Source organism: Glycomyces salinus (assembly GCF_016428645.1).
GTDB classification, from domain to species: Bacteria; Actinomycetota; Actinomycetes; order Mycobacteriales; family Micromonosporaceae; genus Glycomyces; species Glycomyces salinus.
In genome coordinates this window covers 107,138-131,101 of record NZ_JAELXW010000010.1, presented here as the reverse complement: position 1 = coordinate 131,101, position 23,964 = coordinate 107,138, and the positions used below count along the sequence as shown (strand labels likewise).

The 23,964-nt window shown below is 70.5% G+C and carries 28 protein-coding genes and 1 riboswitch; of the genes, 22 read left to right on the top strand and 6 right to left on the bottom strand.

Features of this window, described 5'->3' with window-relative positions; genetic code table 11:
• The first annotated feature begins 66 nt into the window (after positions 1–66).
• From JFB92_RS04485 to ribH, 14 genes are all read left to right on the top strand, one after another.
• Positions 67–432 (top strand): GntR family transcriptional regulator, encoded by a 366-nt coding sequence (locus tag JFB92_RS04485; RefSeq protein WP_199035292.1) that lies wholly within the window; start codon positions 67–69, stop codon positions 430–432.
• Positions 429–1,307, top strand: coding sequence for an ATP-binding cassette domain-containing protein (locus tag JFB92_RS04480; RefSeq protein ID WP_199035290.1), 879 nt, complete (start codon positions 429–431; stop codon positions 1,305–1,307). Before JFB92_RS04485 ends, JFB92_RS04480 begins: the two co-directional genes overlap by 4 nt.
• Before the next feature lies 1 nt (position 1,308).
• A complete protein-coding gene (locus JFB92_RS04475) occupies positions 1,309–2,070 on the top strand; it encodes a hypothetical protein (RefSeq protein WP_199035288.1) in 762 nt (253 codons plus the stop codon).
• 1 nt (position 2,071) lies between these two features.
• Entirely contained in the window at positions 2,072–2,761 is a 690-nt protein-coding gene (locus tag JFB92_RS04470; protein ID WP_199035286.1) for a hypothetical protein, read from the top strand.
• Positions 2,762–2,966: 205 nt separating this feature from the next.
• A complete protein-coding gene (def, locus tag JFB92_RS04465; RefSeq protein WP_199035284.1) occupies positions 2,967–3,518 on the top strand; it encodes a peptide deformylase in 552 nt (183 codons plus the stop codon).
• 17 nt (positions 3,519–3,535) lie between these two features.
• Complete coding sequence (def, locus tag JFB92_RS04460) at positions 3,536–4,096, top strand: peptide deformylase (protein ID WP_199035282.1); 561 nt, start codon at positions 3,536–3,538, stop codon at positions 4,094–4,096.
• Positions 4,093–5,016, top strand: a complete 924-nt coding sequence (gene fmt / locus JFB92_RS04455; protein WP_199035280.1) for a methionyl-tRNA formyltransferase — start codon at positions 4,093–4,095, stop codon at positions 5,014–5,016. The genes def (JFB92_RS04460) and fmt overlap by 4 nt, the downstream gene beginning before the upstream one ends.
• Complete coding sequence (locus tag JFB92_RS04450; protein WP_372451570.1) at positions 4,974–6,338, top strand: RsmB/NOP family class I SAM-dependent RNA methyltransferase; 1,365 nt, start codon at positions 4,974–4,976, stop codon at positions 6,336–6,338. The genes fmt and JFB92_RS04450 overlap by 43 nt, the downstream gene beginning before the upstream one ends.
• A gap of 128 nt (positions 6,339–6,466) precedes the next feature.
• Positions 6,467–7,795 (top strand): glycoside hydrolase family 6 protein, encoded by a 1,329-nt coding sequence (locus tag JFB92_RS04445; RefSeq protein ID WP_199035276.1) that lies wholly within the window; start codon positions 6,467–6,469, stop codon positions 7,793–7,795.
• A 66-nt stretch (positions 7,796–7,861) separates the two neighbouring features.
• Positions 7,862–8,539, top strand: a complete 678-nt coding sequence (gene rpe, locus JFB92_RS04440; protein ID WP_372451569.1) for a ribulose-phosphate 3-epimerase — start codon at positions 7,862–7,864, stop codon at positions 8,537–8,539.
• Positions 8,540–8,546: 7 nt separating this feature from the next.
• Positions 8,547–9,584 carry a GGDEF domain-containing response regulator gene (locus JFB92_RS04435; protein WP_199035274.1) on the top strand — a complete coding sequence of 346 codons (1,038 nt, stop codon included), beginning with the start codon at positions 8,547–8,549 and terminating at the stop codon, positions 9,582–9,584.
• A 62-nt stretch (positions 9,585–9,646) separates the two neighbouring features.
• A riboswitch (FMN riboswitch) is annotated at positions 9,647–9,790 on the top strand.
• Between the two features lie 93 nt (positions 9,791–9,883).
• A complete protein-coding gene (locus JFB92_RS04430) occupies positions 9,884–10,480 on the top strand; it encodes a riboflavin synthase (RefSeq protein WP_199035266.1) in 597 nt (198 codons plus the stop codon).
• Entirely contained in the window at positions 10,477–11,718 is a 1,242-nt protein-coding gene (locus tag JFB92_RS04425) for a bifunctional 3,4-dihydroxy-2-butanone-4-phosphate synthase/GTP cyclohydrolase II (RefSeq protein ID WP_199035265.1), read from the top strand. The genes JFB92_RS04430 and JFB92_RS04425 overlap by 4 nt, the downstream gene beginning before the upstream one ends.
• A 1-nt stretch (position 11,719) precedes the next feature.
• Complete coding sequence (gene ribH / locus JFB92_RS04420; RefSeq protein ID WP_199035263.1) at positions 11,720–12,190, top strand: 6,7-dimethyl-8-ribityllumazine synthase; 471 nt, start codon at positions 11,720–11,722, stop codon at positions 12,188–12,190.
• A gap of 12 nt (positions 12,191–12,202) precedes the next feature.
• Here ribH and JFB92_RS04415 read toward each other — a convergent pair whose 3' ends face one another.
• Positions 12,203–13,684, bottom strand: a complete 1,482-nt coding sequence (locus JFB92_RS04415) for a glycosyltransferase family 39 protein (protein ID WP_199035261.1) — start codon at positions 13,682–13,684, stop codon at positions 12,203–12,205.
• A 151-nt stretch (positions 13,685–13,835) separates the two neighbouring features.
• Here JFB92_RS04415 and JFB92_RS04410 point away from each other — a divergent pair, with 151 nt between their 5' ends.
• Positions 13,836–14,120 carry a DUF1905 domain-containing protein gene (locus JFB92_RS04410; RefSeq protein WP_199035259.1) on the top strand — a complete coding sequence of 95 codons (285 nt, stop codon included), beginning with the start codon at positions 13,836–13,838 and terminating at the stop codon, positions 14,118–14,120.
• Between the two features lie 61 nt (positions 14,121–14,181).
• Here the strand turns inward: JFB92_RS04410 and JFB92_RS04405 are convergent, their stop codons facing one another.
• A complete protein-coding gene (locus JFB92_RS04405; protein ID WP_199035257.1) occupies positions 14,182–14,886 on the bottom strand; it encodes a GH12 family glycosyl hydrolase domain-containing protein in 705 nt (234 codons plus the stop codon).
• A gap of 240 nt (positions 14,887–15,126) precedes the next feature.
• Between JFB92_RS04405 and JFB92_RS04400 the strand changes: the two genes are divergently transcribed.
• Both JFB92_RS04400 and hisG read left to right on the top strand, forming a co-directional pair.
• A complete protein-coding gene (locus JFB92_RS04400; RefSeq protein ID WP_199035255.1) occupies positions 15,127–15,390 on the top strand; it encodes a phosphoribosyl-ATP diphosphatase in 264 nt (87 codons plus the stop codon).
• 26 nt (positions 15,391–15,416) lie between these two features.
• Entirely contained in the window at positions 15,417–16,262 is an 846-nt protein-coding gene (gene hisG, locus JFB92_RS04395; RefSeq protein ID WP_199035253.1) for an ATP phosphoribosyltransferase, read from the top strand.
• Between the two features lie 26 nt (positions 16,263–16,288).
• Here hisG and JFB92_RS04390 read toward each other — a convergent pair whose 3' ends face one another.
• From JFB92_RS04390 to JFB92_RS04375, 4 genes are read right to left on the bottom strand one after another with little or no spacing between them, the layout of a single operon-like run.
• Positions 16,289–17,725, bottom strand: a complete 1,437-nt coding sequence (locus tag JFB92_RS04390; protein ID WP_199035251.1) for a PH domain-containing protein — start codon at positions 17,723–17,725, stop codon at positions 16,289–16,291.
• Positions 17,722–18,228: a PH domain-containing protein gene (locus tag JFB92_RS04385; protein WP_199035243.1), complete on the bottom strand. Its 507-nt coding sequence runs from the start codon at positions 18,226–18,228 to the stop codon at positions 17,722–17,724. The genes JFB92_RS04390 and JFB92_RS04385 overlap by 4 nt, the downstream gene beginning before the upstream one ends.
• Positions 18,229–18,231: 3 nt before the next feature.
• Entirely contained in the window at positions 18,232–18,435 is a 204-nt protein-coding gene (locus JFB92_RS04380; RefSeq protein ID WP_199035239.1) for a hypothetical protein, read from the bottom strand.
• A gap of 26 nt (positions 18,436–18,461) precedes the next feature.
• Positions 18,462–19,025 carry an alpha/beta fold hydrolase gene (locus tag JFB92_RS04375; RefSeq protein ID WP_199035237.1) on the bottom strand — a complete coding sequence of 188 codons (564 nt, stop codon included), beginning with the start codon at positions 19,023–19,025 and terminating at the stop codon, positions 18,462–18,464.
• A gap of 353 nt (positions 19,026–19,378) precedes the next feature.
• Between JFB92_RS04375 and JFB92_RS04370 the strand changes: the two genes are divergently transcribed.
• The 5 genes from JFB92_RS04370 to fabI all read left to right on the top strand — a co-directional run bounded on the left by JFB92_RS04370 (position 19,379) and on the right by fabI (position 23,953).
• The gene (locus tag JFB92_RS04370; RefSeq protein ID WP_199035236.1) at positions 19,379–20,428 is read left to right on the top strand and encodes an AAA family ATPase; all 1,050 of its coding nucleotides are present in this window, start codon (positions 19,379–19,381) and stop codon (positions 20,426–20,428) included.
• A 12-nt stretch (positions 20,429–20,440) separates the two neighbouring features.
• Positions 20,441–21,325 carry a DUF58 domain-containing protein gene (locus JFB92_RS04365; RefSeq protein ID WP_307789013.1) on the top strand — a complete coding sequence of 295 codons (885 nt, stop codon included), beginning with the start codon at positions 20,441–20,443 and terminating at the stop codon, positions 21,323–21,325.
• 15 nt (positions 21,326–21,340) lie between these two features.
• Complete coding sequence (locus JFB92_RS04360) at positions 21,341–22,291, top strand: VWA domain-containing protein (RefSeq protein WP_199035234.1); 951 nt, start codon at positions 21,341–21,343, stop codon at positions 22,289–22,291.
• Positions 22,292–22,426: 135 nt separating this feature from the next.
• The gene (locus JFB92_RS04355; protein WP_199035370.1) at positions 22,427–23,137 is read left to right on the top strand and encodes a beta-ketoacyl-ACP reductase; all 711 of its coding nucleotides are present in this window, start codon (positions 22,427–22,429) and stop codon (positions 23,135–23,137) included.
• Between the two features lie 33 nt (positions 23,138–23,170).
• Positions 23,171–23,953 (top strand): enoyl-ACP reductase FabI, encoded by a 783-nt coding sequence (gene fabI, locus JFB92_RS04350; RefSeq protein WP_199035233.1) that lies wholly within the window; start codon positions 23,171–23,173, stop codon positions 23,951–23,953.
• Positions 23,954–23,964: the final 11 nt, after the last annotated feature.

Below are 23,964 nucleotides of genomic sequence, written 5' to 3'. Positions count from 1 at the left end.
ACGACTCTGTGCTATGGTTCATTAGTCAAGTAATGAACCTCTGAACCAATGAACCAAGGAGGCGAGATGTTCGATGACGGCACGCCGATCTATCGGCAGATCGCCGACCAGATCAAGGCCGAGATCCTGGGCGGGACGCTCCAGCCGGGAGGGAAGATCATGTCGACGAACCAATACGCGGCGTTCTACCAGATCAACCCCGCCACAGCGCAGAAGGCGTTCAGGGACCTGGTCGACGAGGGCGTCCTCTACAAGCAGCGCGGCGTCGGCATGTTCGTCGCCGAGGACGCTCGAGACAAACTGGTCGGCGACTTCCGCGCCCGATTCTTCGAAGACGTCCTCAAGCCCCTGATCGCCGACGCCCGGCAGGCGGGTATCTCCCTGCCCGAGATCATCGACTACCTCCGAGCACAGGAAGGCGCCCTCAAATGAGCTTCTCCGTCACACTGCGCGACGTGACGCTGAAATACGGCGACACCGAAGCCCTCTCCGATGTCGACCTCGACCTCGAGGCCGACAAGATCTACGGTCTGCTCGGCCGCAACGGCGCCGGCAAGACCACCCTGCTGAGCCTGCTCGCGGCCTTCCGCCGGCCCACCGCCGGCGAAGTGCTGGTCGACGGCCGACCGGTCTGGGAGAACGCCGAAGTCGTCTCACGCGTCGCCCTCGTCCGCGAAGGCGGCGACTTCGACGACACCGACAAGGTCGAGGCCGCGATGAAGAGCGGCGAGATCCGGCCCGACTTCGACCTCGACTACGCCCTCGAACTGGCCGAGAAGTTCGAACTGCCGCTCGACCGCAAGATCCGCGACCTGTCCCGCGGCAAGCGCTCGGTCCTGGCCGCGATCTGCGGCCTGGCCGCCCGCGCCGAACTGACCATGTACGACGAGGTCCACCTCGGCATGGACGCGCCGACCCGCGACGGCTTCTACAAGGCCCTCCTGGCCGAGTACCTCGAACGGCCCCACACCGTGATCCTGTCGACCCACCTGATCGACGAGGTCGCCAACTACCTCGAAGAGGTCGTCATCCTCGACCGCGGCGGCATCCTGCGGCACGAACCGATCGAGACCCTCCAAGGCGTCGGCGCGACCCTGACCGGCCCGGCCGGGGCCGTCGACGAGGTCGTCGCCGGGCTCGAGGTCCTCGCCGAGCAGCGCCTGGGCGGCACCAAGTCCGTCACCGTCGGCACCGAGCTCGACGCCCAGAGCCGCGAGCGGGCCGCCGCCTCCGGCATCGAGCTCGGACCGGTCGGCCTCCAAGACCTGTTCATCCACCTCACCGAGCCTGACCGCACCGGAGCCTGACATGCCTGCCGACACCAACCTCAAGCTCCCCACCCGGCGCTATTCCATCGGATTCGGCGTCGCCTGGGAGGCCCACAAGTACTTCAAGTGGTGGTTCGCCGTCATCATCGTCCTGGCGATGGTGACACCGCCGGCCGTCTTCCAGTTCAGCTCGACCGAGATCGAGGTCTCCGCGTGGGAGTTCGCGGCCTACTCGGGGAAGATCTTCTCCGCGATCGTCGCCGGGACGTTCCTCTACACAATGTTCCCCAACGCACTCGCCCAGGGCCTGACACGCCGCGAGTTCGCCACCTCGATGGGGCTGTTCGGCCCGGTGTGGTCGCTGATCCTCGGCGCACTCGCCCTGGCTGGCTTCATCCTGGAGCACCTCTGGTACGGCCTGTTCGACTGGAACCAGGCCATCCAGCGCGGCGACAGGGACCTCGCGCTCGACTCCCTCGGCGCCGTCCTCACCCACGGCGTCACCTACCCGCTGTCCTACCTGCTGTTCTTCGCGGGCGGAGCCCTGATCGGGGCCGCGTGCTACCGCTGGGACGGCGGCTGGCTCATCCTCGTCCCGGTGGCCCCGGTCGTGTTCTCCCTGGACTTCGCCCTGACCCGCGCCGATCCGTGGGGGCCCGGCTGGTTCCGGTGGCTCACCGGCCTCTCCGGCGACGCGTCCTCGCCGGTGGCCGCGGCGGCGATGGTCGTCGTCATCGCCGCGCTCGCCTGGATCGGCCGCGCGATCCTCCTCGAGACGCCCGTACGAGCGAAGAAGGCCTGACATGGGAACACCGCTGCGCCATCGCCCGCTCCGCCTCGGGGCGCGCCTGTTCGCCTCATCCGCCCGCATGCTCCGCTGGGTCGTCCCGACCTTCGTCGTACTGACGATCCTGGCCGACCTGCGCTTCCCCGAGGCCGAGCCCGGCGGCTGGTGGCCGCTGACGATCAACATCCTCATGTGGTTCGTCGCCGTCACCGCCGGTCTGAAGCTGCACACCAACCTGAGCCTCCACCTGTCCCAAGGGGTGACACGGAGCGAGTACATCAAGGGCTATGCCATCCACGGGCTCCTGGTGACCGCCGCGATGGCCGCCCTGGCCACGGCCGGATTCATCGGCGAACACGCGCTGATGACGGCGATCGGCTCACCCGAGGAATCCTGGGGCGGCGCGATCGCCGCCGGGCTGCGCTACCTCGTGGTCACCCCGATCTACTTCTTCGCCGGGGCCGCCATCGGCGCCCTGGGTACCCGCTACGGAGGCAACCCCGCGGCAGTGCTGGGAGTCGTGATCCTCCCGGCCGGCGCGATCTACGCCGGCACGCTCACCATCGAGTTCTTCGAGCTGACCATCGACGCCGACAGCTGGTCCCTCGCGGCCTGGGCCGGCGGCTCGGCCGCCCTCATAGCGGTCCTGATCGCCGCCTACGCGCTCACGCTCCGCACCATCCCGCTCCGGCCGAAGGCGGGCTGACCGATGACGGTGCCGGGGCCTCAGATACCGGTCGCAGTGGCCGTGCTGGTGGTGTGCGCGGTCGTCTGCGCCGTCGCGGCGCTGCTGCTGGCCGCCGGGCCCGCGCCGCGGCCGCACGCCACAACCCGCACCGACCGGTCACGAGGGGCCGCCGAGGAGTGGGACACTGGTGAACGGCCAGTTCGAGCTTTGAGAGGTCAGCACAGTGACGATCCAGCCCATCCGCATCTTCGGCGACCCGGTGCTGCGCACACCGGCCGAAGAGGTCGACACCTATGACAAGGAGCTGCGGAAGCTCGTGGGGGACCTGCTGGACACCATGCGCGACCAGGGCGGCGCCGGGCTCGCCGCCCCCCAGCTGGGCGTCGGCAAGCGGGTGTTCACCTTCGACGTCGACGACGTCGTAGGGCACATCGTCAACCCCGTGCTGGAGTTCCCCGACGAGGAGGAGCAGGACGGCCCCGAAGGCTGCCTCTCGCTGCCGGGCCTGTACTTCGACACCGTCCGCCGCCAGAACGTCATCGCCAAGGGCTTCAACGAGTACGGCGACCCCCTCCAGATCGTCGGCACCGGCCTGATGGCCCGCTGCCTCCAGCACGAGACCGACCACCTCGAGGGCATCATCTTCATCGACCGACTCGACCCCGACCGGCGTAAGACTGCCATGGCCGAGATCCAGGCGCAGGACTGGTACAACGAGGACGTCAAGGTGAAAGTCTCGCCCCACGACACCGGCGGCGTGTTCTTCAAGTCCTGAAACGGAAGTAGGCCACAGTGTCCATCCAGCCAGTGCGCCTGTACGGCGATCCGGTGCTGCGCACCCGCTGCGCCGAAGTCACCGAGTTCGACTCGGCCCTGCGCGCCCTCATCGCCGACATGCACGAGACCCTCGACGACCAGCAGGGCGCCGCCATCGCCGCACCCCAGATCGGCGTCGGCCTGCGCCTGTTCGTCTACGACCTCGAAGGCCGCCGCGGCCACCTCGTCAACCCCGTCGTCGAACTGCCCGACGAGGAGCTCCAAGAAGGCGAACTCGAAGGCTGCCTGTCCCTGCCCGGCGGTATGTACTACCCGACCACCCGGCGCATGAGGGCCGTCGCCCGCGGCGTCGACCAGCACGGGAACCCGACCGAACTCCCCGGCGAGGGCTTCTTCGCCCGCATGATCCAGCACGAGACCGACCACCTCGACGGCCGCCTCTACATCGACCGGCTCGACCCCGCTCAACGCGCCGAGATGCTCGCCGACCTCGAAAAGCAGGACTGGTACACCGCCGGACGCACCAGCGTCCACACCGAACAGCAGCAGAGCAGGGGTGTGTTCTTCAAACAATGAGGATCGTCTTCGCCGGAACACCGGAGGTCGCGCTTCCGACACTGGAAGCGCTGCACGCCTCCGACCACGAACTGGTCGCCGTACTGACCAGGCCCGACGCGCCGACCGGCCGGGGGAGGAGGATTTCCCGCTCGCCCGTCGCCGCCTGGGCCGACGAGCACGGCATCGAGGTCCTCACCCCCGCCAAGCCGCGCGAACCGGAGTTCCTTGACCGCCTGCGCGAACTCGACGTCGACCTGGTGCCGGTGGTCGCCTACGGCGCGCTCGTCCCGCCCGCCGCGCTCGACATCCCGCGCCTGGGCTGGATCAACCTGCACTTCTCACTGCTGCCGGCCTGGAGGGGCGCCGCGCCCGTCCAGCACGCGATCCTGGCCGGGGACGAGATGACCGGCGCCTGCGTCTTCCAGCTCGAGCAGGGCCTCGACACCGGCCCGGTCTACGGGAGCCTGACCGAACCGATCGGCGCCCGCGACACCGCCGGCGACCTCCTCGAACGCCTCGCCGATGCCGGAGCCCGCCTCACCGTCGAAGTCGTCGACGGCCTGGCCGCGGGCCTCCTCGAAGGGCGCCCGCAGAGCGAGGACGGGGTCTCCCACGCCTCCAAGATCACCGTCGAGGACGCCCGCGTCCGCTGGAACGAACCGGCCTTCGCCGTCGACCGCCGCATCCGCGCCGTCACCCCCGCACCGGGGGCGTGGACCGAGTTCGACGGCGCCCGCCTGCGTCTCGGCCCGGTCGCCGTCGACCCCGACGGACCCGACCTGGAACCGGGCCGGGTCGCCATCGGCAAACGCAGCGTCCACGTCGGCACCGCCACCGACCCGGTCCGCCTCGACCAGGTCCAGCCCGCCGGAAAGAAACGCATGGACGCCGCCGCCTGGGGCCGCGGCCACCAGACCGCCGAAGCGCGGTTCGAATGACTCGGCCCAATCCCAGACACGTCGCCTTCGACGTCATCCGAGCCGTCACCGCCGAAGACGCCTACGCCAACATCGTCCTGCCGAAACTGCTGGCCAACACCGGCCTCGACGGCCGGGACTCCGCGCTGGCCACCGAGCTGACCTACGGCACCCTCCGCAGCCTCGGCACCCTGGAGGCGATCCTCGAGGCCGCCTCCGGCCGCGACCTCGACCGGCTCCAGGCCGACCTGGTCGACGCGCTCTGCCTGGGCGCCTACCAGCTGCTTTACACGCGCATCCCCACCCACGCGGCCGTCTCGACCACCGTGGGCCTGGTCAAGGCCGCCGTCAGCCCGCGCGTGTCGGGCCTGACCAACGCGGTGCTGCGCAAGGTCGCCGCGCGCGACCTCGAAAGCTGGATCGACCGCCTGTCCACCGGCGACCGCATCGCCGACCTCGCTCTGCGCCACAACCACCCGAAGTGGATAGTCGAGGAGTTCGAGTCGATCCTCGGCCCCGACGAGACTCCGGCGGCCCTGGCGGCGAACAACGACGCCGCACCGGTCCACCTGTGCGCCAAACCCGGGCGCATCGACCGCGACGACCTGGCCGCCAAGGCCCGAGGGGAGGCCGGGCGCTGGTCGCCGTACGCGGTGTACCTGCACGGCGGCGACCCCGGTCGCATCAAGGCCGTCGCCACCGGGCGCGCGAGCGTCCAGGACGAAGGCAGCCAGCTCGTGGCCGCCGCGCTCGCCGACGCGCCGCTGCGCGGTCCGGACCGGACCTGGGTCGACCTGTGCGCCGGCCCCGGCGGCAAGACCGCGCTGCTCGGCGCCCTGGCCGCCCAGCGCGGCGCGGCCGTCGACGCGGTCGAGGTCCAGGCCCACCGCGCCGAACTGGTCGCGAAGGCCGCCAAGGGCCTGCCGGTCACCGTCCACACCGCCGACGGCCGCGACTTCGGCGTCCCCGGCAGCGCCGACCGGGTGCTGGTCGACGCTCCCTGCTCGGGACTGGGCGCGCTGCGGCGGCGCCCCGAGGCCCGCTGGCGCAAGCGCCGCGGCGACATCGACGGCCTCGCCGTCCTCCAGCGCGAGCTGCTGTCGGCGGCGGTCGAACTGGTCCGGCCCGGCGGCGTGATCGCGTACGTGACCTGCTCGCCGGTAGTCGAGGAGACCGTCGAGGTCGTCTCGGCGGCGCTGGGCCGCCCGGAGGTCGAATCGGTCGAACCGGCCTCGATCACCGCGGTGGTGCCCGAGGCCGAACGAGGGGAGTTCGCGCAGCTGTGGCCCCACCGGCACGGCACCGACGCGATGTTCCTGGCACTGCTGCGCCGCACTACCTGACGTTATTCGTCTGACGAATGATCGACCCTGCTCTCGACATCATCGCATGGGACCGCTACCATCGATAAATCGACGAACATAAATTTCACCGCCCTCACCGGTGGAGTCGACCTCGAAGGAGCGTAACGATGAAGCCAAGACGCAGACTCACCGCGATCGCCGCGCTGGCCGGCGCCGCCGGCGCGGCCCTGACCGCCGGTCTCCTGCTGGCCCCGAACGCGTCCGCCCAGGGCGAGACCCTGTGGACCAACCCGAACACTCAAGCGGCCGACTGGGTGGCCGAGAATCCCGGCGACTCCCGGGCCACCCTGATCGACGAGCGCATCGCCCAGACCCCCGCCGGAACCTGGTTCGCAGTCCACAACCCCGGCGAGATCCAGAGTCAGGTCGCCTCGGTCGTCTCCCAGGCCGCCGCGGACGGGGCCGCGCCCGTCATGGTCGTCTACAACATCCCCGACCGCGACTGCGGAGGCCACTCCGGCGGCGGCGCGCCCAGCCATAGCGCCTACCGCGACTGGATCGACCAGTTCGCCGCCGGGCTCTCCGGCCCGGCCTACATCATCGTCGAACCGGACACCCTCCCGCACCCGTGCGCGGGCAGCGAACGCGACCAGTCGTTGATCTACGCCGTCCAGGCGCTCAAGGGCGCCTCCTCCCAGGCACACGTCTACCTCGACATCGGCAACTCCGACTGGCTCGAACCCGGGGAGGCCGCCAGCCGCCTCCAAGGCGCCGGCATCCAGTACGCCGACGGCTTCGCGCTGAACACCTCGAACTACCGCACCACCGAGGAGTCGACCTCCTACGCCCACCAGATCCAGAACATCGTCGGTTCCGACAAGGGCGCGGTCATCGACACCAGCCGCAACGGCAACGGCCCGACCTCCGACGCCGAGTGGTGCGACCCGCCCGGGCGCGCGATCGGCCAATACCCGACCACCAGCCCCGGCCTGAACGGCATCGACGCCCTCCTGTGGGTCAAACTGCCCGGCGAGGCCGACGGCTGCGCCGGCTCGGCCGGCCAGTTCATCCCCGACCTCGCCTACGAGCTGGCCCAGAACGCCGGATCCGACTGGCCCGGCGACATCGACCCGACCGACCCCGGCACGACCGACGACGTTCCCGACGACCCGTCCTCCGACGACCCCACCGGCGACCCGGGTGCGGCCTGCACCGCCGAGCTCGTCGTGGTCAACGACTGGGGCTCGGGCTGGCAGGCCGACGTGCACATCACCGCCGGTTCCGCGTCCATCGACAGCTGGACCCTCACCTGGGACTGGCCCTCCGGCCAGTCGGTCTCCAGCTCCTGGAACGTCGACCTGTCCCAGAGCGGATCGACCGTGACCGCCGACGACGTCGGCTGGAACGGCTCGATCTCATCGAATGAGACCCGCAACGCGTTCGGCTTCATCGGCAGCGGCCAAAGCGCCGTTCCCGCAGTCGAATGCACCGCTTAGTTCACTTCCCGTCCGGTGTCGGGCCTGTGTCGCCGTGGTGCGACCTACACTGTGCGTGTGGCACAGATCGAAGCGGCACAGCCCGACACCGTCATCGCTCCGAGCCTGCTGGCGGCCGACTTCGCCCGGCTGGCCGAGGCCGGGGCCCGAGTCGCCGACGACGTCGACTGGCTCCACGTCGACGTCATGGACAACCATTTCGTCCCCAACCTGACCATCGGGCCGCCCGTGGTGAAGTCCCTCAAGGCCGCCACCGACGTCCCCCTCGACTGCCACCTGATGATCGAGGACCCCGAGCGGTGGGCGGTCGGCTACGCCGAACTGGGCGCCTACAACGTCACCTTCCACGCCGAGGCCAGCGCCGACCCGGTCACCCTGGCCAAGCGGCTGCGGGCCGCCGGAGCCAAGGCCGGGCTCGCCATAGACCGCGACACGCCCGTCGAGGAGTACCTGGACCTCCTGCCCGAGTTCGACACGCTCCTGATCATGACCATCAAGGCCGGATTCGGCGGCCAGTCGTTCATCCCCGAGATGCTCGAAAAGGTCCGCACCGCCCGCAACCACGCCCGCGGCGGCCACCTGGAACTGCGCATCGAAGTCGACGGCGGCATCGCCGACGACACCATCGCCGCCGCAGCCGAGGCCGGAGCCGACTCCTTCGTGGCCGGAACCGCCGTCTTCGGCGCCGACGATCCGGCCGAGGCCTGCCGGAGGCTGCGAGCCCTGGCCGAAGCCGCCCGATGAGCGCGGCATGTCCCCGTCCTCATCACCCCCCTCGCCTCGGAACCGCCCCGGCGGCGGGCCGAACTCGCCCCCCGAACTGGTCCTCATAGCCGACTCCGACCCCGAGATGGCCGAATTCCTGGCCGCCCGGCTGCGCGCCGACGGCTTCGACACGGCCCTGGCCCGCGACGGCTACCAGGCGCTGGCCGGAATCGCGCTCCGCCGCCCCGGGATCGTGCTGCTCGAAGCCGACCTGCCGTTCATCGACGGACTCGCCCTGACCCGGCAGCTGCGGGCCGACCCCGCCACCGCGAGCCTGCCGATCATCCTGCTGTGCGCCAGGCCCACCTCGGCCGACAAGATCGCCGGGCTCAAGGCCGGGGCCGACGACTACGTCGCCAAGCCGTTCGACCCGGCCGAGGTCTCGGCCCGCATCGACTCGGCCATCCGCCGCCACCGCGAGGTCCGCGAGTCGTCGCCCCTGACCGGCATGCCCGGCAACGACCGCATCCTGCGCGAACTCAACTCCTGGATCAAACGCGGCCACCCGTTCGCTCTGTGCTACATCGACATCGACCATTTCAAGGCCGTCAACGACGTCTACGGCTTCGTGCGCGGCGACGAGTTCATCAAGGGCCTGGCCGAATGCGTCTACGCCGCCGCCGGCGACGCCGGGGCCGCCCCGGTCTTCCTGGGCCACGTCGGCGGCGACGACTTCACCATCCTGTGCGCCCCCGAGCACGCCAAGGCCGTCACCGGCTTCCTCAACGACCACTTCGCCGTCCGGGTCCGCGAGCTGTGCGACCCGCTCGACGTCGAGCGCGGCTACATCGAGCACGCCGACCGCGACCGGCGCGTCACCCGCTCCCGGCTCCCGACCCTCTCGATCGGCGTGGCGCTGTCGACGCGGAGGCGCTTCACCGACGCCTACGAGGCGGTCGCCGAGGCCACCGCGCTCAAATCGGTCGCGAAATCCCATTCGGGCCCCTTTGTGGCCTTCGCCGAAGGCAGGCCGCCCGGGAGCGGCCGACGCCCGGTCTTCTGGTCGCCCGAGCCCGCCGAGTGAGACAACACTCACGGAATAGAGACCTCTCACTTGCGGCCGTGGCAGAATTCTGGATAGCAATCGCGCGTCAGCGGGGTCGGTGAAATTCCGAACCGGCGGTGAGCGGCTCCAGAGCCGCAAGTCCGCGACCCGTCCGCAGCCAGCGGACGGTTGACCCGGTGAGAATCCGGGACCGACGGTCAGAGTCCGGATGGGAGCAGACGCGTCGCGGAGCCACGGGAGACCGCCCGGCCCCGCGTGCATTCTCTCACCCCGCCTGCGTGCGCACCGATACAGCAGCAGGTAGGGGGAACCACCCGATGTTCACCGGAATCGTCGAGGAGCTCGGCGAGGTCGTCAAGACCGGAGAATCGAGCCTGTCCGTCCGCGGCCCGCTCGTCACCTCCGATGTCGCCCTCGGCGACTCGATCAGCGTCAACGGCTGCTGCCTGACCGTCGTGATGATCGACGGCGACGTACTCACCGCCGACGTGATGGCCGAGACCTACCGGCGCACCGCCGTCGGCGACCTCGCGCCCGGCGACCGGGTGAACCTCGAACGCGCCGCCACCCTCACCACCCGCCTCGGCGGGCACCTCGTCCAGGGCCACGTCGACGGCGTCGCCGAGATCACCGCCCGGACCCCCGCCGCCGAATGGGAGGAAGTCTCCTTCCGTCTGCCCGAGGGCCTGGCCAAGTACGTCGTCGAAAAGGGATCGATCACCATCGACGGCACCTCCCTCACCGTCACCGCCATCGACGGCGACGACTTCACCGTCGGCCTCATCCCCGCCACCCTCGAAGCGACCACCCTGGGCCGCAAGCAGGTCGGCGACCCCGTCCACATCGAGGTCGACGTCACCGCCAAACACATCGAAAAGCTCCTGAGCGCGAACGGAAACGGGGAAGCCCGATGAGCGACATCCGACTGGACGGCGTCGAGGACGCCATCGCCGACATCGCGGCGGGCAAGCCCGTGATCGTCGCCGACGACGAGGGCCGCGAGAACGAGGGCGACCTCATCTTCGCCGCCGAGGACGCCACCCCTGAACTGGTGGCCTTCACCATCCGCCACACCGGCGGCTACATCTGCGTGCCGATGCCCGCCGAGCGGGCCGACCGGCTCCAACTGCCCCCGGCGCACGGGCAGAACCAGGACCCGCGCGGCACCGCCTACACCGTCACCGTCGACGCCAGGCACGGCATCGCCACCGGCATCTCGGCCGCCGACCGGGCCCGCACCATCAACGTCCTGGCCGGCACCGAGACCACCGCCGACGACCTCACCCGGCCCGGACACGTCGTCCCGCTGCGCGCCAAGGACGGCGGCGTCCTGGTCCGCACCGGCCACACCGAGGCCGCCGTGGACCTCGCCCGCCTCGCCGGCAAGGAGCCGGTCGGCGTGCTCAGCGAGATGATGCACGACGACGGCACCATGATGCGGCTGCCCGACCTGCGCGCCTTCGCCGACGAGCACGACCTCAAGCTCATCACCGTCGCCGCGCTGGCCGCCTGGCGGCGGCGCAACGAGACCCACGTCAAGCGCCTGGCCGAGGCCCGCCTGCCGCTGGAGGCCGGCGAGTTCACCGCCGTCGGCTACCGCTCGGTGTACGACGGCAACGAGCACGTCGCCATCGTCAAGGGCGACATCGGCGACGGCAGCGACGTCCTGGTCCGGGTCCACTCCGAGTGCCTCACCGGCGACGCCTTCGGGTCGCTGCGCTGCGACTGCGGTCCGCAGCTCCAGGCAGCCCTGAGCGCGGTCGAGGCCGAGGGCCGCGGCGTGGTGCTCTACATGCGCGGCCACGAGGGACGCGGCATCGGCCTGGTCCACAAGCTCCAGGCCTACCAGCTCCAGGACGCCGGGCGCGACACCGTCGACGCCAACCTGGAGCTCGGCCTGCCCGCCGATGCCCGCGACTGGGCGATCGGGGCGCAGATCCTGGCCGACCTGGGCGTCAAGTCGATGCGGCTGCTGACCAACAACCCGGACAAGCGCTCCGGCATCGAAGGCCAGGGCCTCGAGGTCATCGACCGGGTCGTCGGGCCGACCCACATCACGCCCGACAACCTCGCCTACCTGACCACCAAGCGCGACCGCATGGGCCACCTGCTGGAGGGCCTGCCGTCCAAGATCGTCGCGGAGGCCGCCTGAGATGGCCGGACACGGAGCACCCGAGATCAAGGTCCCCGACGCCTCGGGGCTGACCCTCGGCATCGTCGCCACCGACTGGAACGCCGAGATCGTCGACCAGATGCTGGCCCGCGCCCTGGACGCCGCCGCCGACGCCAAGGCCGTCGAGCCGACGGTGATCCGCGTGGCCGGGTCGGTCGAGCTGCCGGTGGTCGCCCAGGCGCTGGCCCGCCGCTGCGACGCGGTGGTCGCGCTCGGCACGGTCATCCGCGGCGGCACCGCCCACTTCGAGTACGTTTGCAAGTCGGTGACCGAGGGGCTGACCCGCGTGGCGCTGGACGAGTCGACGCCGGTCGCCCACGGGGTGCTGACCGTCGACGACCAGGAGCAGGCCCGCGCGCGGGCCGGGTTCGCGGACTCGACCGAGGACAAGGGCTACGAGGCCGTCATCGCCGCGCTCGGCGCGGCCCTGGCGATCCGTTCCCTCGGCTAGGAGCGGGCGGGCTCAGTCGTAGTGCCGGAAGTCCGGCCACATCTGGGCCCACTCCCGGCCCGGGTCGCGGCAGACGACGATCATCTGGTCCTGCTCCTCGTTGTCGACGCCCACCTCGTTGTCCATGTACGCGACGGCCTCGCAACTGCCGAAGTACCGATGGAGCAGCGGCGTCGGCAGCGGCGGCGCTTGGACGCCCACGACGACGGTCGCGTCATGCGGCGGCGGGCCGTAGTCGTGCAGCTCGTTGTGCCCGCTGTAGACCTCCGGCAGGTTCTCCCCGTACCGGTCGACCGCCCCGGCCTCGCCGTAGTTCGAGGTCAGGATGATCGCCGCGGCCTGCTCCTCGGGAGGGAGCGAGGCGTAGACCGCTTCGATCTGGTCGACGTAGGTCTGCCATCCGACCTGGTCGGGGATCGTGGAGTTCATCGCCGGGATCGGCGTGTGGCCGACGACGCCGACCGGCAGCAGCGGCAGCGCGATCACCGCCGAGACCGCCGAGTTGGCCGCCACGCCCACGATCAGGGTCCGGCGCCGGTCGGCCGTGCGCGCCCACGCGGCGGCCGGGACGCATCCGGCGGCGTAGAGGGCGATCAGCAGGCCCAGCGGGTAGTACATCTGGCCGCCGGTGACGAGCACGACGACGAGCATGACCGGGTAGGCCACGGCGAGGGCGCGAACCGGCCGCCATTCGGGCCGGCGCAGCAGCGCCGCGATCCCGGCGACCCAGATCGGCACCAGGAACAGACCCAGCAGGAGCAGCTGGAACGGCAGCAGCAGGATCCGGGCCTCGGTGCCGCCGTCGTCGGCCACCGCTCGGGCCATCTCGAGCTGCGGCCAGTCGTTGGCCACCTGGTAGACCAGGTTCGGTGACCCGATCAGGAGCATCAGGCCGATGCCCGCCCACAGCTGCCACCGGGCGAAGGCCCGCCGCGGCCCGACGGCCAGTAGCGCGACCCCCAGGCACGCGACCAGCAGCACCACCAGGTGCTTGTTGTAGAGCCCGATTCCCGCGGCCGCTCCGGCTGCGAGCCACCAGTGCGGCCGCTCGCGCAGCAGCGCCCGGACCGCGAACAGCATCACCGCCAGCCAGATCGGCAGGTCGACGGTGGCCGTGGACATCAGGTGCCCGAACGCGGCCGCCACCCCCGCGAAGCACAGGCCCCAAGCGCACAGCGCCTGCGCCCCCTCGCCGCCGCCGAACTCGCGCGCCAGCAGCGCGGCCAGCCACAGCACCGCGACCATGCACAGCACGGCCGGGACGCGGACGGCCCAGAGACTGTCGCCGAAGACCGCGATCGATCCTTGGGCCAGAAGCGGCGTCAGCGGCGGCTGGTCCACGTATCCCCAGGCCGGTTCCAGCATGCGGAAGTACAGCTCGTCGCGGTGGTAGTCGTAGCGGCCGTTGGTGGCCGCCAGCGCCGCGACGAGCACCGCCGAGGCGGCCACGAGGTGGCCGCGCGCGAGCGGCCGGAGCGTCGGGAGTGTCGTCATGGCGGCCTTCGGTCGGGAGGGGCGGGATCGAAACGATCATGCCGCAGTGGACACACGCGCGCAAGGTCCGCGCGACCCGGCCGTTGCGGGCCGTGCGATGAATCTGCGCCGCTCGGGTCGTCGTATCGGTGACGACAGAAAGGAAGCTCCCATGAGTGAGTTCCCAGCGGCGATCGACCACGCCTTCACCGCCCCCATCGAGAAGGACGGCGCGTTCCCGACGTTCCTGACGGTGCCCGGCTCAGCTGAGCTGCTCGGCACGCGCAGGGCCGTCAAGGTCGAAGGGACGATGGACGGCCACGAGTTCGCGGCGACGCTCATGCCCTCGGGCGGGGGCCCGCACTGGCTCCCGGTCAGGGCCGCGCTGTGCAAGGCCATCGGCAAGAGCGAAGCCGGCGAAGAAGTGGCCGTCCACCTGACTCGACGACTCACCTAGGAAATGGGCCGCGGCCTCCCGGTGAGGCGGGAGAGCCGCGGCCCGCGGACGCGGCCGGTGATCACGTCCACAGGGAGTAGCTGTTGACGTTGAAGTTGTGGCCGCCGGCCGAGGAGGTGATCTCCCAGCCGAATTGGATCTGGTCGATGCGGACGTTGCCGATGCGGCCGGTGTCGCGCAGCCACCGGCAGTGGGCGGCGATGTCGACCCATCCGTCCGTGGTCTGGCTGTGGGCCAGGAAGCTGTAGACGGGATTCGCGCCGTTGCTGCCCTGGTAGTAGCTCCAGCCTCGGCCGCCGAGGTTGACGTTGGTCTGGAAGCCGCCGATCGGGCCGACGTTCGAAGTCCAGTTCGTCCAGATCATGATCTCGTGGTCGTGGCCGTTGCCCCACACGTCGTAGGCGGTGTTGTAGGCCGTGCCCCAGCCGGACGGGACGGACACGTTCGCCGAGCTGGAGACGTTCCCCATGTTGGATATGTTGCGGCCCAGCGTGTATGACACGTTCGGGTAGGACTTGATGCCGCCGGTGTTGGGGTGGTCGGCCCACACGCCCCAGTTGTTGTAGGAGTTCGCCCAGATCGACTGGTATCCGTAGCCCGAGCCCCAGATGTTGTTGTAGAGCGTGTAGGGGCCGTCCTGCCACTGGCCCCACCGGTCGCTGGAGGACCAGGCGGCGGCTTGGGCGGCGCTCTGAAGTCCGCCGACGGCCCCGGCCGTGGCGAGGGGGGCGGCGATCGCGGCGGTAAGGAGAGATCTGCGTCGCATGAGGGCACTGCTTTCTGTTCGCGTTTCGTGACGATCTGCGGCATTCCCGATTCAGGAATATCGATTTGTTAATTAGAGCATGCGACCCAATTAATGTCCAGCATGTGAACCAGTTGAGTTCCGACAAATCGGTCCGCCCGCCACTCCGGCCCGGTGCGACGCAGATCTCAGGGTGTGCGCCGCCGTGAGCTGGGGCGTAGCGGCTCGGTTCCCGCCCGCTGGACACGTAGAATTCCGCACGTGAAGACCTTCGAGCAGCTCTACGCCGAACTCTCCGAGAAAGCACTCGCCCGCCCCGAGGGCTCCGGCACCGTCGCCGCCCTCGACGCCGGGGTGCATTCCATCGGCAAGAAGATCGTGGAGGAGGCCGCGGAGGTCTGGATGGCAGCCGAGTACGAGTCGGACGACGCCGCCGCCGAGGAGATCTCCCAGCTTCTCTACCACCTGCAGGTGATGATGATCGCCCGCGGGATCAGCCTCGACGACGTCTACAAGTACCTCTAGTCCGCTCTCCGAAAGGCTCCAGCCACATGCTCCGCATCGCCGTGCCCAACAAGGGCGCCCTGTCCCAAGGCGCGATCGACATGCTCACCGAGGCCGGCTACCGCCAACGCCGGTCCGGCCGCGACCTCCAGGTCATCGACGAAGGCAACGACGTCGAATTCTTCTACCTGCGCCCCGGCGACATCGCCACCTACGTAGCCTCCGGCGACCTCGACCTCGGTATCACCGGCCGCGACCTCGCCATCAACTCCGGCGTCGAGGTCGAGGAAGTCCTCGCCCTCGGCTTCGGGCGCTCGACCTTCCGCTACGCCGCCCGCCCCGGCACCGTCGACTCGGTCGCCGGACTCGACGGGCGCCGCATCGCCACCTCCTACCCGGGGGTGGTCCGCCGCGACCTGGACACCCACGGCGTCGATGCCGAGATCATCGAGCTCGCCGGGGCGGTCGAGAACGCCATCGCCCTGGGCGTGGCCGACGCGATCGCCGACGTCGTCGAGACCGGCACCACCCTCAAGCAGGCCGGGCTCGCCGTGTTCGGCGACCCGCTGATGAAGTCCGAGGCCACCCTGGTCCGCAAGACCGGCAACGGCGCCACCGGGCCGGTCGGCCAGCTCCTGCGGCGCCTGCGCGGCGTCCTGGTGGCCCGCTCCTACGTCATGCTCGCCTACGACGTGCGCGCCGAACTGCTCGAACGCGCCGTCGAGCTGACCCCCGGCATCGAGTCGCCGACGGTCTCCCCGCTTCATCGGGAAGGCTGGATGGCCGTGCAGTCCATGACCGAGCGCAGCGACCTGCACCGGGTCATGGACGCGCTCTACGAACTGGGCGCGCGCGGCATCCTGGCCTCCAACATCGACGCCTGCCGCCTCTAGACACCGGGGGTCCTTGAACACCGCCTCTAGCTGAGCCGTGGCTCCTCGGCCGCGGCCGCCGCGTCGGCGCGCGCCCGCAGCTCGGCCGCGAGCGCGACCGCCTCGGCCTCGTCTCGGTGCACCGCCACCGCGTTCTGCTCGAGGCTTCCTACGGTCCGGGCCCGTACGGTCGCCAGCCGCTGGAGCCGTTGCAGCGGTCCCTGCTTGACCTGCACCTGCTGGATGCGCGCGTACGGGACGGCCACCGTGGTCGTCTTCAACAGGCCGGAGCGGACCGCGAAGAACGCCCCGCCGAGACCGGCCCCGCGGACTCGCCAGCTCAGCGGCGTGCGCCAGCGGGCCCGCCGCGGCGGGCGGGTCAGGACCGACTCGACCTCGCTCCAGGCGATGCCCGGCAGCGCGGTCTCGGCCACGCGCACGGCCTCGTCCACGGTGCCCACCGGCAGCAGGCCGTTGCCGCGCAGCATCGCCTCCGCGCTCTGCTGCGCGAGCGAGGCGGTCGAGACCTGCACCCGCCGCCACCGCTTGGGCCGCCACATCACCGGCAGGTCCATGCTGACTGCCGTGACCCGCTGGAGCGGGACGATGTTGCTGCTCTTCTCGGTCAGGCCCCGCTCGACCCGCAGCCGCCCGTCGGCGCGCGAGAGCGTGAAGTTCCAGTCGCGCAGGATCGAGGAGATCGTCTGGATCAGCGAACTGGCCAGGCCGAACAGGATAGGTGCGGCCGCGATCCAGACCTCGGTCTCGACCCCCGAGGCTTGCAGGGCCGCGTTGCCGCCGACCATGACGGCGAAGATGATCCCGAAGACCAGGACGTTCGCCGGCAGCGCCTCGAGCGCCGAGCCGATGATGAGCCGCTTGGTCGGCACGTGCGCGATCGGCGGGCCGGGCTCGGCGGCCTCGTCGTCCTCGGCCTCGCCGGCTTCGGCCCGCGCGCCGCGACCGGCGATCGCCAGCAGCTCCTCCCGCAGCTCCCGGGCCTCGCCGATGCGCAGGTACGACAGGGGCGCCTCGGTCTCGGAGGCCCCGGCGACCTCGATCCGCAGCTGCGCGAGCCCGAACAGCCGGGCCCGCAGCGGCTGCGCCACCTCGATGCCCTGGAGCCGCTCCAGCGGCAGCGTGCGGCTCTTGCGGATCAGGACGCCCTCGGCGATCTGGAGTTCGCCGCCGACCACCCGATACCCGGTGAACAGCCACGACAGGAGGCCGCTGACCGCGCCGAACCCGCCGGCGAGGATCACGATGACCAGCGCGATGCGGCCGTTCTCCTGGATGTACATCTGCCACGACGAGGCCAGCACGACCACCATCAGCAGCCGGAAGCTCTCCAGCAGCGGCGTGAGCGGATGCAGCCGCCGCTTGGGGATCTCGACCGGGGCCACCGAGGCCAGGCCCGGCCCCAGCGGGTAGGCGGCGACGGTCGGAGCGGGCCGCTGCTCGGCCTCGCCTTCGAGGTCGTTCACAACCCCTCCCTGACCTCGGCGGCACGTGCGGCCAGCCGGTCGCGCAGGCCCTGCGCCACGTCCGGGTCGAGCCCGGGGATCTCGGTGACCGCGCCGAGCGCGGCCGTGCGGATCTGCACCGTGGTCAGCCCGAAGGCCCGCTCGATCGGACCGGCCTTCAGGTCCACCAGCTGGATCCGCCCGTAAGGGACGATGCTCAGCTCCCGGAACATCAGGCCGTGCTTGACCAGCAGGTCCTTCTCCCGTTCGGCGAAGCCCCAGGCGCGGACGGCCCGGACGATGACCCACGTGCGGAGCGCGGCCAGGGCCGCCGCGACGCCGAAGGCGATCGCGACCCCGACCGGGCCCAGCCACAGGACCAGCGGCACCAGCATCACCACCGCCAGGATCAGCAGGCGCACGGTCATGCCCAGCAGGCGGACCGTCCGCAGTTCGGCCGCCATCGGCCGCCAGTCGAGTTCGGTCGGCCACCGGTCCCAGACGGGGATTGCGCTTCGGCTCATGTGTCAATCATCCAGCTTCACGGTCTCGCATGGGAATCGGCGCGCGGTCAGGAACGAGCGCAGCGACTCCACATGCTCGTCGCAGGCCGCCCAGCGCTTGACGCGCTCGGGGCCGTGGAGGCGCGGATTGCGCCAGTGGAGCATCCACTCGGCCTTGCGGCGGCAGCCGCGCGCGGAGCAGACCGGAGTCTGAGTTTCTGCGGTCACAGCTCGATTCTGCTGCAACGGCCGCCTCAACCGTGGCGGGGCCACACGGCTGTGTCGATGAACGCCTCGACCGCCTCGATGACCTCGGCCAGGACGTGGGCGGAGTCGACCAGCGGCCGCCCGGGCATGAACATGCCGTGGTCGGCCCCGCGGATCTCGCAGACCTCGCCGGGCAGCTCGTGGGCCAGCGAGGAGTTCCACGCCCGGTCGCCGGTGCCGCCGATCAGCAGGAACGGCGCGGTCGCGCGCCGCAGGGCCTGCACGATCGGATAATCGCCGAGCAGGGGAGTGAACCAGATCGCCGGGAGGCTGTGGTGCTGGGCCAGGACGGCCGCGGCCGTGCCCAGGGACTTGCCGACCAGCAGCGGCGGGTCGTCGTTGTGGACCCGGTCGAGCACCCGCTCGACCTGCTCGCACACGCCCTCGACCATGGACTGCTCGTCGGCCGCCAGCCGGTCGGGCTCGCGCCAGTCGATCGGGAAGATCCTCGCGCCCCTGGACTGGAGGGCGACGTGGCTGAACATCAGGAGCGGTCCCTGCACTCCGTAGTTGCGTCCGGGAAGGAGGAGGGCCTGGCGGCGGCGCTGCATGTGAGCGATTCTAGAACCGGCCGACCACGACCGGTCGCGGACGTGCGTTCGAATCGGGAACGACAGGGCAAAAAGGGAGCCGCGCGCAACCACGGGGGAAGCTGCGCGCGGCTTGCACAAAGCATAGCGCCCCCACATTCTGCATCAACGGAATGAATCCGCGCGGCGTGTCACCGTTTCGGGCAAAGCAGTTTTCCAACCCCGGCAACGCCCGGAACCGCCCTCGAGAACACCGGCGACACAAGGGGATCGGAGTCGAACCGCACCCGAAGGGACCGGCTCGCTCACGATCCTCGTACGGGCGAATTAGTATCGACGGGACCAGTCCGAACCATGTGGGAGCAGGAGCCGAGATGGCACCATCCGAGGCCGACCGTTCGACCCCGGCGGAGAACGCCGCCTTGCTCGAGAAGGCGCTGTTCGAGATCAAGAAGGTGATCGTCGGACAGGACGCGCTGGTCGAGAGGATGTTCGCCGCCCTGCTCGCCCGCGGGCACTGCCTCATCGAAGGCGTGCCCGGCGTGGCCAAGACCCTCGCCGTCGAATCCATGGCCAAGGTCGTCGGCGCCGACTTCCGCCGCATCCAGTTCACTCCCGACCTGGTCCCGGCCGACATCGTCGGCACGCGCATCTACCGGCAGTCCTCTGAGAGCTTCGACGTCGAACTCGGACCGGTCTACACCAACTTCGTGCTCGCCGACGAGATCAACCGCGCTCCGGCCAAGGTCCAGTCCGCGATGCTCGAAGTCATGGCCGAGCAGCACATCTCCATCGGCGGCGAGACCCACCGTCTGCCCCAGCCGTTCCTGGTCATGGCCACCCAGAACCCCATCGAGCAGGAGGGCGTCTATCCCCTGCCCGAGGCCCAGCGCGACCGCTTCCTGTTCAAGATCAACGTCGGCTACCCCACCGACGCCGAGGAACGCGAGATCGTCTTCCGTATGGGCGTCGACACCCCCGAGCCCGAGCGGGTCCTCGACGCCGACGACATCATGCGGCTCCAGCAGGCGGCCGACGCGGTGTTCATCCACAATGCCCTGGTCGACTACGCGGTCCGGATCGTCATGGCCACCCGCAACCCGACCGCCGCCGGATTCAACGGCCTGTCCCAGCACATCCAGTACGGCGCCTCACCGCGGGCCTCCCTCGGCCTGATCCGCGCCACCCGCGCCATCGCGCTGCTGCGCGGCCGCGACTACGCCCTGCCCCAGGACCTCGACGACATCGCCCCCGAAGTCCTGCGGCACCGGCTCGTGCTCTCCTACGACGCCATGGCCGACGGCATCGCCCCCGACCAGATCGTCGGCCAGCTGCTCCAGGCCGTCCCGGCCCCGACCGTCACCCCGCGCCAGGACGCCAAGCCGCGCGAGGCGCCCAGCCCGCAGCAGCCCGGTGCCTGGTAGAGCGTGGTCAGGGTGAACACCGCCGACCTGGGTCCACTCGACCGGCTGCAACTGCACATCGCGCGCCGGCTCGACGGCCTGCTCCACGGCGACTACCTCGGTCTCCTGCCCGGGCCCGGCACCGAGGCCGGCGAGGCGCGCGAATACCGGCCTGGAGACGACGTGCGCCGCATGGACTGGCCGGTCACCGCCCGCACCACCGTCCCGCACGTGCGCACCACCGTCGCCGACCGTGAACTCGAGGCGTGGCTCGCGGTCGACCTGTCGCCGAGTCTGGACTTCGGCACCGTCGACATGCTCAAGCGGGACCTGGCCATCAACGCCGTCGCCGCCTTCTCCTACCTGGCCGGACGCGGCGGCAACCGCATCGGCGCCGTCGTCACCGAGGGCGGCCCGGCGCGCGCCATCCCCCCGCGCCCCGGCAGGGGAGGCGCCCGCTCGCTGCTGCGGGCGGTCACCCAGTTGCCCAAGGGCGACGGCCCCGGCAGCCTCGCCGAGCTGCTCGACAAGACCCGCCGCCACACCCGCCGCCGCGGCCTGGCCGTGGTCGTCTCCGACTTCATAGACGAAGGCGACTGGGCCCGCGAGCTGCGCCGCCTGTCCGTCCGCCAACAGGTCATGTGCGTCGAGATCGTCGACCCCGCCGAGCTGCGCCTGCCCGACGTCGGCGTCCTCGACCTCATCGACCCCGAGACCGGCTCGCATGTCGAGGTCCAGACCGGCAACGCCCGCTTCCGCGCCCGCTACGAGGCCGCCGCCGCCGAGCAGCGCGAGCGCATCGCCACCGGCATCCGCGGAGCCGGCGCGACCCACCTGCGACTTTCCACCGGCCGCGACTGGCTGCGCGACATCGCCACGTTCATCGCCGAACGACGCCACCTCGCCGCCTACCGCTAGACGAATGGAGACCCGTTGATCCGCCTGCTCGAACCGGCATGGCTGTTGGGACTGATCGCCGTGGCCGCGCTGGCCGCGGTGTACGTCTGGGCCCAGTACTCGCGCCAGCGCACCGCCGTGCGCTTCGCCAACACCGCCCTGCTGGCCAAGCTCGTCCCGCGCCTGCCCGGCTGGCGGCGCCACATCCCCGCGGGGCTGATCGTGATCTCCCTGGCGGTGCTGGTCGGCGGCATGGCCAAACCCGCGGTCGACGTCGAAGACCCCCAGGAGCGGGCCACGGTCATCCTCACCCTGGACGTCTCGCTGTCCATGATGGCCGAGGACGTGGACCCCACCCGCATCGACGCCGCCAAGACCGCCGCGGCCGACTTCGTGAGCGAACTGCCCGAACAGTACAACGTCGGCCTGGTCTCCTTCGCCGGATACGCCCAGGTCACCGTCCCGCCGACCAAGGACCACGCCCAGGTCGCCAGCGCCATCAACGGCCTGACCCTCGCCGAAGCCACCGCCACCGGCGACGCCGTCTTCGCCTCCCTCCAGGCCGTCCAGCAGGTCCCCGCCGACGAGAACGGCGAGCTCGCTCCGGCCCACATCCTGCTGATGTCCGACGGCTACCGCACCGCCGGGCGCGGCATCGGCGAGGCGGCCGAGGCCGCCTCGGCCGCCAACGTCCCGGTCTCCACGGTCGGCTTCGGCACCGACGCCGGCACCATCGAACTCGACGGGCAGCTCGTCGGCGTCCCCGTCGACCGCGAGGCCCTCGCCGGTCTCGCCGACGACACCGGCGGCAGCTACCACGAGGCCGCCTCGGTCGAGGAGCTCCGCGCGGTCTACGAGGACATGGGCTCGTCCCTCGGCTACAGCACGATCGCCGAGGACATCTCGCAGTGGTTCATCGGCATCGCCCTTGTCCTGCTGTTCACCGCCGCAGGGCTGAGCCTGGCCTGGTCGAACCGAGTTCCGTGACGGTGCCGGACGCCACACGGTGCGTGAAGGCCCCTGTGTCGTCCTGGCGTGCCGTCGCTACGATCGTGCGTGGCTTCATACAAAGAACCTGAGGGAGATCGAGCTGTGCCAAATAACGACCCCGCAGGCGCCGCCGTGAACGAGGCGCGCACGGTCCTGGTCACCGGCGGCAATCGCGGCATCGGCCTCGCGATCGCCCAGGCATTCGCGAAGCGGGGCGACAACGTCGCCGTCACCCACCGCGGCTCCGGCGCGCCCGAGGGCCTCTACGGCGTCCAGTGCGACATCACCGACACCGCCTCCGTCGACGCCGCGTTCAAAGAGGTCGAAGAGCACTTCGGCCCCGTCGAGATCCTCGTGGCCAACGCCGGCATCACCGACGACACCCTGCTGCTGCGCATGACCGAGGAGCAGTTCGAGCGCGTCGTCGACACCAACCTCAAAGGCGCCTGGCGGGTGGCCAAGCGCGCCTCCGCCAAGATGCTCCGCGCCAAATTCGGCCGCATGATCTTCATCTCCTCGATCACCGGGCTCTACGGCAACGCCGGCCAGACCAACTACGCCGCCTCCAAGGCCGGCCTGGTCGGCCTGGCCCGCTCCATCACCCGCGAGCTCGGCAGCCGCAACATCACCGCCAACGTCGTCACCCCCGGCTTCGTCGACACCGACATGACCGCCGCCCTGCCCGAGGCCCAGCGCAAGGGCTACCTCGACGCCATCCCGGCCCGCCGCTTCGCCGCGCCCGAAGAGGTCGCCGGAGCCGTCACCTGGCTCGCCGGAGACAGCGCCGCCTACGTCAACGGCGCGGTCATCCCCGTCGACGGCGGCCTCGGCATGGGCCACTAAGCGTTTCAACACATAAGAATCACGGAGGAACCGATGTCTGGAATCCTGGACGGCAAACGACTGCTCATAACCGGGGTCATCACCCAGCAGTCCCTCGGCTTCGGCGTCGCCAAATACGCCCAGGAGCAGGGTGCCGAGGTCGTGCTCACCGGCTTCGGCCGCATGTCCCTGGTCGAGCGCATGGCCGCCAAGCTCCCCAAACCCGCCCCCGTAGTCGAACTCGACGTCACCGACCCCGAGCAGCTCGACACGCTCGCCGGGAAGGTCCGCGAGCACGTCGACGGCATCGACGGCGTCCTCCACGCGATCGCCTTCGCCCCGCCCTCGGCGCTCGGCGGGAACTTCCTGGACACCCCGTGGGAGGACGTCGCCAAGGCCGTCCAGGTCTCCACCTTCTCCTACAAGGCGCTGGCCACCGCCTGCCTGCCGCTGATGGGAAGCGGAGGCTCCATCGTCGGACTCACCTTCGACGCCAGCCAGGCCTGGCCGGTGTACGACTGGATGGGCGTGGCCAAGGCCGGACTCGAGTCCGCCAACCGCTACCTCGCCCGCGACCTGGGCCCCAAGGGCATCCGCGTCAACCTCGTCTCGGCCGGGCCGCAGCGCACCATGGCCGCCAAGTCCATCCCCGGCTTCGAGGCGTTCGAGGAGGCATGGACCAAGCGCGCCCCCCTCGGATGGTCGCTGACCGACTCCGAACCGGTCGCCAAGGCCTGCGCCGCGCTGCTGTCCGACCTGTTCCCGGCCACCAGCGGCGAGATCCTGCATGTCGACGGCGGCTTCCACGCCGTCGGAGTCGAGCGCACCGAAAGCTGATAGGCGCCCGT

Excerpts from the sequence above, each read along its gene's own strand:
- JFB92_RS04435 (WP_199035274.1), top strand. The coding sequence starts at position 8,547 with ATGTCCCCGTCCTCATCACCCCCCTCGCCTCGGAACCGCCCCGGCGGC.
- JFB92_RS04480 (WP_199035290.1), top strand. The coding sequence starts at position 429 with ATGAGCTTCTCCGTCACACTGCGCGACGTGACGCTGAAATACGGCGAC.
- JFB92_RS04405 (WP_199035257.1), bottom strand. The coding sequence starts at position 14,886 with ATGCGACGCAGATCTCTCCTTACCGCCGCGATCGCCGCCCCCCTCGCC.
- hisG (WP_199035253.1), top strand. The coding sequence starts at position 15,417 with ATGCTCCGCATCGCCGTGCCCAACAAGGGCGCCCTGTCCCAAGGCGCG.
- fmt (WP_199035280.1), top strand. The coding sequence starts at position 4,093 with ATGAGGATCGTCTTCGCCGGAACACCGGAGGTCGCGCTTCCGACACTG.
- JFB92_RS04425 (WP_199035265.1), top strand. The coding sequence starts at position 10,477 with ATGAGCGACATCCGACTGGACGGCGTCGAGGACGCCATCGCCGACATC.
- JFB92_RS04415 (WP_199035261.1), bottom strand. The coding sequence starts at position 13,684 with ATGACGACACTCCCGACGCTCCGGCCGCTCGCGCGCGGCCACCTCGTG.
- JFB92_RS04470 (WP_199035286.1), top strand. The coding sequence starts at position 2,072 with ATGGGAACACCGCTGCGCCATCGCCCGCTCCGCCTCGGGGCGCGCCTG.
- JFB92_RS04430 (WP_199035266.1), top strand. The coding sequence starts at position 9,884 with ATGTTCACCGGAATCGTCGAGGAGCTCGGCGAGGTCGTCAAGACCGGA.
- JFB92_RS04375 (WP_199035237.1), bottom strand. The coding sequence starts at position 19,025 with ATGCAGCGCCGCCGCCAGGCCCTCCTCCTTCCCGGACGCAACTACGGA.
- JFB92_RS04410 (WP_199035259.1), top strand. The coding sequence starts at position 13,836 with ATGAGTGAGTTCCCAGCGGCGATCGACCACGCCTTCACCGCCCCCATC.
- ribH (WP_199035263.1), top strand. The coding sequence starts at position 11,720 with ATGGCCGGACACGGAGCACCCGAGATCAAGGTCCCCGACGCCTCGGGG.
- JFB92_RS04475 (WP_199035288.1), top strand. The coding sequence starts at position 1,309 with ATGCCTGCCGACACCAACCTCAAGCTCCCCACCCGGCGCTATTCCATC.
- JFB92_RS04485 (WP_199035292.1), top strand. The coding sequence starts at position 67 with ATGTTCGATGACGGCACGCCGATCTATCGGCAGATCGCCGACCAGATC.
- JFB92_RS04370 (WP_199035236.1), top strand. The coding sequence starts at position 19,379 with ATGGCACCATCCGAGGCCGACCGTTCGACCCCGGCGGAGAACGCCGCC.
- JFB92_RS04385 (WP_199035243.1), bottom strand. The coding sequence starts at position 18,228 with ATGAGCCGAAGCGCAATCCCCGTCTGGGACCGGTGGCCGACCGAACTC.
- JFB92_RS04445 (WP_199035276.1), top strand. The coding sequence starts at position 6,467 with ATGAAGCCAAGACGCAGACTCACCGCGATCGCCGCGCTGGCCGGCGCC.
- fabI (WP_199035233.1), top strand. The coding sequence starts at position 23,171 with ATGTCTGGAATCCTGGACGGCAAACGACTGCTCATAACCGGGGTCATC.